This window comes from bacterium (genome assembly GCA_035528375.1).
Classification (GTDB): Bacteria; RBG-13-66-14; RBG-13-66-14; order RBG-13-66-14; family RBG-13-66-14; genus RBG-13-66-14.
Map to the genome: position 1 here is coordinate 1 of DATKYS010000032.1, position 6,677 is coordinate 6,677.

The window sequence follows — 6,677 nt, forward strand, 5'->3', positions numbered from 1 at the left end:
ACCCTACATTATCAAAATCTGCCACGCATGGGCCGAGGTGAGGGTTACCTTTAAAAGGGGTGAATTATGCGTACGCTGATAATTCTGCTGTCTTTCCTTGCAGTTGCCGGGCTAGCTGAGGAGGGTGTAGGCCGCATCGCCTTCAATTCCGATAGCGACGGAGACCATGAAATCTTCTTGATAAACGCCGACGGAACAAATCAAATACAGATAACTGATAACGAATACCTCGACGAGTATCCCTCTTGGAGTCCGGACGGTCGTCGCATCGTCTTTGTCTCCGGCTGTGATGGAGACTGTGAAATTTTCGTGATGGACGCAGACGGCTGTAACCAGACCCAGTTGACTAAAAATGAAAGCGAAGATTGGTGTCCCTCTTGGAGTCCGGATGGCCGCCGCATCGCCTTTGAATCCGACCGTGACGGGGACTCTGAAATTTTCGTTATGGATGCCGATGGAAGCAACCAGCTCCAGTTGACCGACAATGTACAGAGTGACGGGGATCCTAACTGGAGTCCGGACGGTCGCCGCATCGCCTTCGACTCCGATCGCGACGGGGACTGGGAAATCTTCGTCATGGACAATGATGGGAGTAGCCAAACCCAGTTGACATTCAATAACAGATGGGATACTGCTCCCGCTTGGAGCCCCGACGGCAACCGTATCGCCTTCGATTCCTTACTCTTCGGATTCGGCTATGAGATCTTTTTAATGAATGCCGACGGTAGTTCGGAGACACGGCTGACGAACAACAAAAACAACGACGCAAAGCCCGCCTGGAGCCCGGATGGACGTTACATCGTATTCTGTTCCAACCGTGACGGGATATGGGATTGGGATCTCTTCGTAATGAACGCCGACGGGAGTAATCAGACCCAGTTAACCATCAATAGCGACTTTGAGACTGCCCCCTCATGGTGCCCGGTGGAGTAACCCCCCTCCCCCCGCTGGTGTGAGGCCAGCCTACTGGGCCGGGGTGAGGGCTGCCGCTTGTCCCCTCTCCCTCTCAGGGAGAGGCTCGCCTACGGGCTAGGGTGAGGGTCGGATCCCCCTCTCCCCGTGGGAGCGGCGCGCCGACGGGGCAGGGGTGAGGGCTACCTTTGATAAAAGGTGGGTCATGCGTACACTGGTAATTCTGCTCGCACTCCTGGTGGTCGCCGGGCTGGCCGAGGAAGGCGCGGGCCGCATCGCCTTCGCCTCCAACCGCGACGGGGATTACGAAATCTTCATTATGGACGCCGACGGGAGCAACCAGACCCAGTTGACCGACAACACCAGAAGTGACCAGGATCCTGCCTGGAGTCCCGAGGGCCGCGGTATCGCCTTCTCCTCCGACCGCGACGGGGACGTTGAAATCTTCGTGATGGACAGCGACGGGAGCAACCCGACCCGGTTGACCGACAACACAAGATGTGACTGGGTTCCCGCCTGGAGTCCCGACGGCCTCAGTCTCGCCTTCGTCTCCAACCGCGTCGAGGACTGGGAGATCTTCGTGATGGACGCCTACGGGAACAACCCGACCCAGTTGACCGACAATACAAGCAAGGACTATCTTCCCACCTGGAGTCCAGACGGCCGAAGTATCGCCTTCTCCTCTACCCGCGACGGGGACTGGGAAATCTTCGTGATGGACGCCGTCGGGAGCAACCAGACCCAGTTGACCGACAACAACAGCAGTGACCAGGATCCCGCCAGGAGTCCCGACGGCCGCCGCATCGCCTTTTGCTCCGACCGCGACGGGGACTGGGAAATTTTCGTGATGGACGCCGCCGGGCGCAACTCGACCCGGTTGACCGATAATACAAGCAATGACTATTGTCCCGCCTGGAGTCCGGACGGTCGCCGCATCGCCTTTGCCTCCGACCGCGACGGGGATTGGGAAATTTTCGTGATGGACGCCGACGGGAATAACCAGACGCAGTTGACCGACAATACCTGCTTTGACGAACACCCCGCCTGGAGTCCGGTGGAGTATTAGCCCCTTACCCTAGCCCGTAGGCAAGCCTCCCCCCAGAGGGGGGAGGGGACTAAAGGAGTTTAAATGAAAATCAAGGTAATCATCCACCGTGCCGAAGAGGGCGGCTACTGGGCGGAGGTCCCCTCCATCCCCGGTTGCGCGACCCAGGGCGACTCCTATGAAGAGCTCATCACCAATCTCTACGAGGCCGTCGAGGGATGCCTGTCGGTTGATTGAAATGAGAGAACCGTAACGGGAGACGGGTAATGAAGCTTCAGATAACCATCTATCAGGACGAAACCGGGGTGTACGTGGTGGAATGTCCGGTCATCCCCGGCTGCGTCTCACAGGGTAAGACGGAAGCGGAGGCGCTCGAAAATATCCGTGAGGCCATCGCCGCCTGCCTGGAGGTGCGCCGGGAGGAGGGCCTGCCACTCACCGTGGAGACCCGGACCGTTGAGATACCGACGTAATGGCCCGGCTACCGCGCATCTCAGGCAAGCAAGCGGTGGAGATATTCAAGAAACTCGGGTGGAGCGCCGTTCGCCGGACCGGAAGCCATGTGATTCTTACGAAAAAGGGGAATATCGCCACCCTCTCCATTCCCCAGCACAAAGAACTGGCTCCCGGCACACTCCGCGCGCTCATCCGCAACGCGGGAACGACCGTCGAAGAGTTCGTCAATCTTTCGAGGTGAACCATGACCCGTAAGATCCGCCTTCTCATCGCCAAGCCCGGCCTGGACGGCCACGACCGCGGGGCCAAGATCGTCGCCCGCGCCCTGCGCGACGCCGGCATGGAGGTCATCTATACCGGCCTGCACCAGACCCCCGAGGCCATCGTGGAGGCGGCCATCCAGGAGGACGTGGACGTGGTGGGGCTCTCCATCCTGTCGGGCGCCCACATGACCATCTTCCCGAAAATCCACGAGCTCCTGCGGGCACGCGGCGCCGACCACATCATCATCACCGGCGGCGGCATCATCCCCGAGGACGACATGACCGAGCTGGAGGAAAGCGGCATCGGCAAGCTCTTCGGCCCCGGAACGAGCACCGACGACATCATCGCCTACATCCGCTCGACCGTCCTCTAATCGTGCGCGCCAGGTCCACCGACATCCGAGAAACCTAAGGCCGCCCGCCGGTCAACGGCGGGCAATTCAAAGAATTCCACGATGCCGAACGAGGACAAGTACGAGAAGCTGGCCGAACTCCGCCGGAAGGCGCTCGCGGGCGACCCGGAGCGAATCGCCAAGCAGCAGGCCAAGGGCAAGCTCACCGCCCGGGAGCGCATCGGCATCCTCTTCGACGAGGGCACTTTCCAGGAGCTCGACCGGTTCAAGGTCCACCGCTGCACCGACTTCGACATGGAGTCGAACCGCCCCCTGGGCGACGGTGTCATCACCGGCTACGGTTTCATCGAGGGTCGGCTGACCTATGCCTTCGCCCAGGACTTCACCGTCTTCGGCGGGACGCTCTCCCGGGCCCACGGGGAGAAAATCTGCAAGGTGATGGACCTGGCGCTCAAGAACGGCGCGCCCTTCGTGGGGTTGAACGACTCCGGCGGCGCCCGCATCCAGGAGGGGGTGGACTCCCTCGCCGGTTACGCCGAGGTCTTTCAGGCCAACACCATGGCTTCGGGGGTGATTCCGCAGATTTCGGCCATCATGGGCCCCTGCGCCGGCGGCGCCGTCTACTCCCCCGCCGTCACCGACTTCGCCTTCATGGTGGACGGCACCAGCCACATGTTTCTGACCGGGCCAGACGTCATCAAGACGGTGATGAACGAGGATGTCACCTTCGAGGAACTGGGCGGGGCCAGGGTCCACGCGTCGAAATCCGGCGTCTGCCACGTGGTGGCGGCCAACGAGTTCGAGTGCCTCCAGGGCATCCGCCGCCTGTTGCAGTTCTTCCCCCAGAACAACATGGAGGACCCGCCGCTGGGGAAGACCTCCGACGACCCGGCCCGCATGGATGAAAAGCTCGACGGCATCGTCCCCGACTCGTCCACCAAGCCCTACGACATGAAAGACATCATCCGGCTGGTGGTTGACGACGGGGACTTCTTCGAGACGCACGCCGACTTCGCCGCCAACCACATCACCGGCTTCGCGCGGTTCGACGGGCGGCCCGTGGGAATCGTGGCCCACCAGCCGGCGGTCCTGGCCGGGTGCCTGGACATAGACTCGTCGTGCAAATCGGCCCGGATGATACGTTTCTGCGACTGCTTCAACCTGCCGGTGGTCACCTTCTCCGACGTGCCGGGTTTTCTGCCCGGGACCGACCAGGAGTGGCGGGGCGTGATAAAGCACGGCGCGATGCTCCTCTACGCCTACGCCGAGGCCACGGTGCCCAAGGTCCACGTCATCACGCGCAAGTCCTACGGCGGCGCCTACGCGGTGACCTCCAACCGCCACATGCGGGGCGACATCGTCTACGCCTGGCCCACGGCGGAGATAGCGGTGATGGGGGCCGAGGGCGCGGTGCAGATTCTCTACCGTCGCGAGCTCAAGGCCGCCGACGACCCCAAGGCCCTGGCCGACAAGCTCGCCGCCGAGTTCCGGGAGCGCTTCGCCGATCCATACACCGCCGCGGGGCTGGGCTACGTGGACGAGGTCATCATGCCCCACGAGACGCGACCGAAAATCATCGCCGCCCTCGAGATGCTCAGGCACAAGCGGGACCACAACCCGCCCAAGAAGCACGGGAATATCCCCCTCTGACCGATGTTTAAAAAGATACTCATCGCCAACCGGGGCGAAATCGCGGTACGGGTCATCCGGACCTGCGGCGAGATGGGCATCCCCACGGTGGCCGTCTTCTCCGACGCCGACCGCGGCGCCCTCCACGTCCAGTACGCCGACGAGGCGTACAACATCGGCCCGCCCCCGGCGGCGGAGTCCTACCTCGCGGGCGACCGGCTGATCGGGCTGGCGAAAAAGGTCGGCGCCGAGGCCGTCCACCCCGGCTACGGTTTTCTGGCCGAGAACGCCGATTTCGCCCAGGCGTGCGCCGACGCGGGGCTGGCCTTCATCGGCCCCTCGGCGGGTGCCATGCGCCTCTCGGGCGATAAGCTCCAGGCGCGCGCCACGATGGTCGCCGCCGGCGTGCCGGTCATCCCCGGCCTCGACACCGCCGGGATTTCCGACGAGGAGTTGCCGGGACGGGTGGAAGGGATAGGCTACCCCGTGATGGTCAAGGCGGCGGGCGGCGGCGGCGGCAAGGGCATCCGCACCGTCCGCGGCCCCGACGAGCTCCGGGCCTCCATCCGTCAGGCCCGCGCCGAGGCGGCCAGCTCCTTCGGCGACGAACGGGTGTACATCGAGAAGATGGTGGTGGACCCGCGGCACATCGAGGTCCAGATTCTGGGCGACGCCCACGGCAACACGGTCCACCTCTACGAGCGCGAGTGCTCGATCCAGAGGCGACACCAGAAGCTGGTGGAGGAGAGCCCGTCCCCGGCGCTCACCGAGGAGCAGCGCGCCGCCATGACCGCAGCCGCCGTCAAGGCCGCCCGCGCGGTCAGCTACGACAACGCCGGCACCATCGAATTCTTGCGCTCCGCCGACGGCAGCTTCTTCTTCCTCGAGGTCAACGCCCGGTTGCAGGTGGAGCACCCGGTCACCGAGATGCTCATCGGGCGGGACCTGGTCCGGGCCCAGATCCGCATCGCCGCCGGCGAGAAGCTCTGGTTCACCCAGGACGAGGTGCAGTCCCGCGGCTCGGCCATCGAGTGCCGCGTCTGCGCCGAGGACCCTGACTCCAATTTCTACCCCGCCACGGGTACGGTGACGCGGATGCGCGCCCCCGGCGGTCCCGGTGTCCGCCTGGACGCTGGATGCTTCCAGGGCTACGACGTCCCGGTTTACTACGACCCCCTCATCGCCAAGCTCATCGTCTGGGGCGAGGACCGGCCCGCCGCCCTGGACCGCCTGGCCCGCGTGCTCGACGAGTTCGTCCTAGAGGGCTTCCCCACGACACTCCCCTTCTTCCGTTGGCTGGTGAAGAACGAGTCGTTCCGCTCCGGTGACTTCGACACCGGCTTCATCGCCCGGCACTACAGGCCGGAGCCGCCTGGGGGGAGCGAGCTGGAGCGCGCCGCCTCCGTCCTCTGCGCCCTGTTGGAGCACGAGGCCGTCCGGGGCATCGCCCGCGGGACCGACGGCGGTAAACCGGATACGTCGGCCTGGAAGTACCTCTGGCTCAAGAACAGGCTCGGCTCATGAAATACGAAACCCGGATCGGCGACCGCGGATACGAGGTTGACGTCACCCCCGGCGAAGGGGGGCCGAGGGTCCTCCTCGACGGCAAAGAAATTTCCGTGGATTTCCGGGAAATATCCCCCAAGGCCCTGTACTCGGTCATTATTGACGGCCGCTCCTACGAGCTGTGGCTCCGGCGCGAGGGCGCGGATTACCACGTCTTCGCCCACGGGCGCTCCCTTTCCGTCACCGTCCGCGACGAGCGGCGGCGACGTGTGGAATCGCTCCAGGCGACAATGCCCCAAGCCAAGACCGGTTTCACCCTGCGCGCCCCCATGCCGGCCGTGGTCACCGCGGTGCTGGTGGAGCCGGGGCGGGAGGTCAAGCGGGGGGACATCCTCTGCCGCCTCGAGGCGATGAAGATGGAGAACGAGATGGCCTCCGAGGCCGACGGGGTGGTGAAGGAGGTCAAGGTCGCCGCCGGCGACGGCGTGGAGAAGGACCAGGTCCTGGTCGTCG

9 protein-coding genes are annotated in these 6,677 nt (G+C 63.9%); all 9 read left to right on the forward strand.

What is annotated here, in order from left to right; all coding sequences use genetic code 11:
* Window positions 1-66 precede the first annotated feature (66 nt).
* Window positions 67-933, forward strand: a complete 867-nt coding sequence (locus VM054_02265; GenBank protein ID HUT97886.1) for a hypothetical protein — start codon at window positions 67-69, stop codon at window positions 931-933.
* A 184-nt stretch (window positions 934-1,117) separates the two neighbouring features.
* Window positions 1,118-1,978, forward strand: coding sequence for a hypothetical protein (locus tag VM054_02270; GenBank protein ID HUT97887.1), 861 nt, complete (start codon window positions 1,118-1,120; stop codon window positions 1,976-1,978).
* A gap of 63 nt (window positions 1,979-2,041) precedes the next feature.
* Window positions 2,042-2,194 (forward strand): type II toxin-antitoxin system HicB family antitoxin, encoded by a 153-nt coding sequence (locus tag VM054_02275; GenBank protein ID HUT97888.1) that lies wholly within the window; start codon window positions 2,042-2,044, stop codon window positions 2,192-2,194.
* 29 nt (window positions 2,195-2,223) lie between these two features.
* Window positions 2,224-2,430 (forward strand): type II toxin-antitoxin system HicB family antitoxin, encoded by a 207-nt coding sequence (locus VM054_02280; GenBank protein HUT97889.1) that lies wholly within the window; start codon window positions 2,224-2,226, stop codon window positions 2,428-2,430.
* Complete coding sequence (locus VM054_02285) at window positions 2,430-2,654, forward strand: type II toxin-antitoxin system HicA family toxin (GenBank protein HUT97890.1); 225 nt, start codon at window positions 2,430-2,432, stop codon at window positions 2,652-2,654. The genes VM054_02280 and VM054_02285 overlap by 1 nt, the downstream gene beginning before the upstream one ends.
* A gap of 3 nt (window positions 2,655-2,657) precedes the next feature.
* The gene (locus tag VM054_02290; GenBank protein ID HUT97891.1) at window positions 2,658-3,050 is read left to right on the forward strand and encodes a cobalamin B12-binding domain-containing protein; all 393 of its coding nucleotides are present in this window, start codon (window positions 2,658-2,660) and stop codon (window positions 3,048-3,050) included.
* A gap of 81 nt (window positions 3,051-3,131) precedes the next feature.
* On the forward strand, window positions 3,132-4,679 hold the full coding sequence (locus tag VM054_02295) for an acyl-CoA carboxylase subunit beta (GenBank protein HUT97892.1): 1,548 nt from the start codon (window positions 3,132-3,134) through the stop codon (window positions 4,677-4,679).
* Window positions 4,680-4,682: 3 nt separating this feature from the next.
* Window positions 4,683-6,182 (forward strand): acetyl-CoA carboxylase biotin carboxylase subunit, encoded by a 1,500-nt coding sequence (locus tag VM054_02300; GenBank protein ID HUT97893.1) that lies wholly within the window; start codon window positions 4,683-4,685, stop codon window positions 6,180-6,182.
* On the forward strand, window positions 6,179-6,677 hold a 499-nt coding region (locus VM054_02305), incomplete at its 3' end, for a biotin/lipoyl-containing protein (protein ID HUT97894.1). The genes VM054_02300 and VM054_02305, both read left to right, overlap by 4 nt.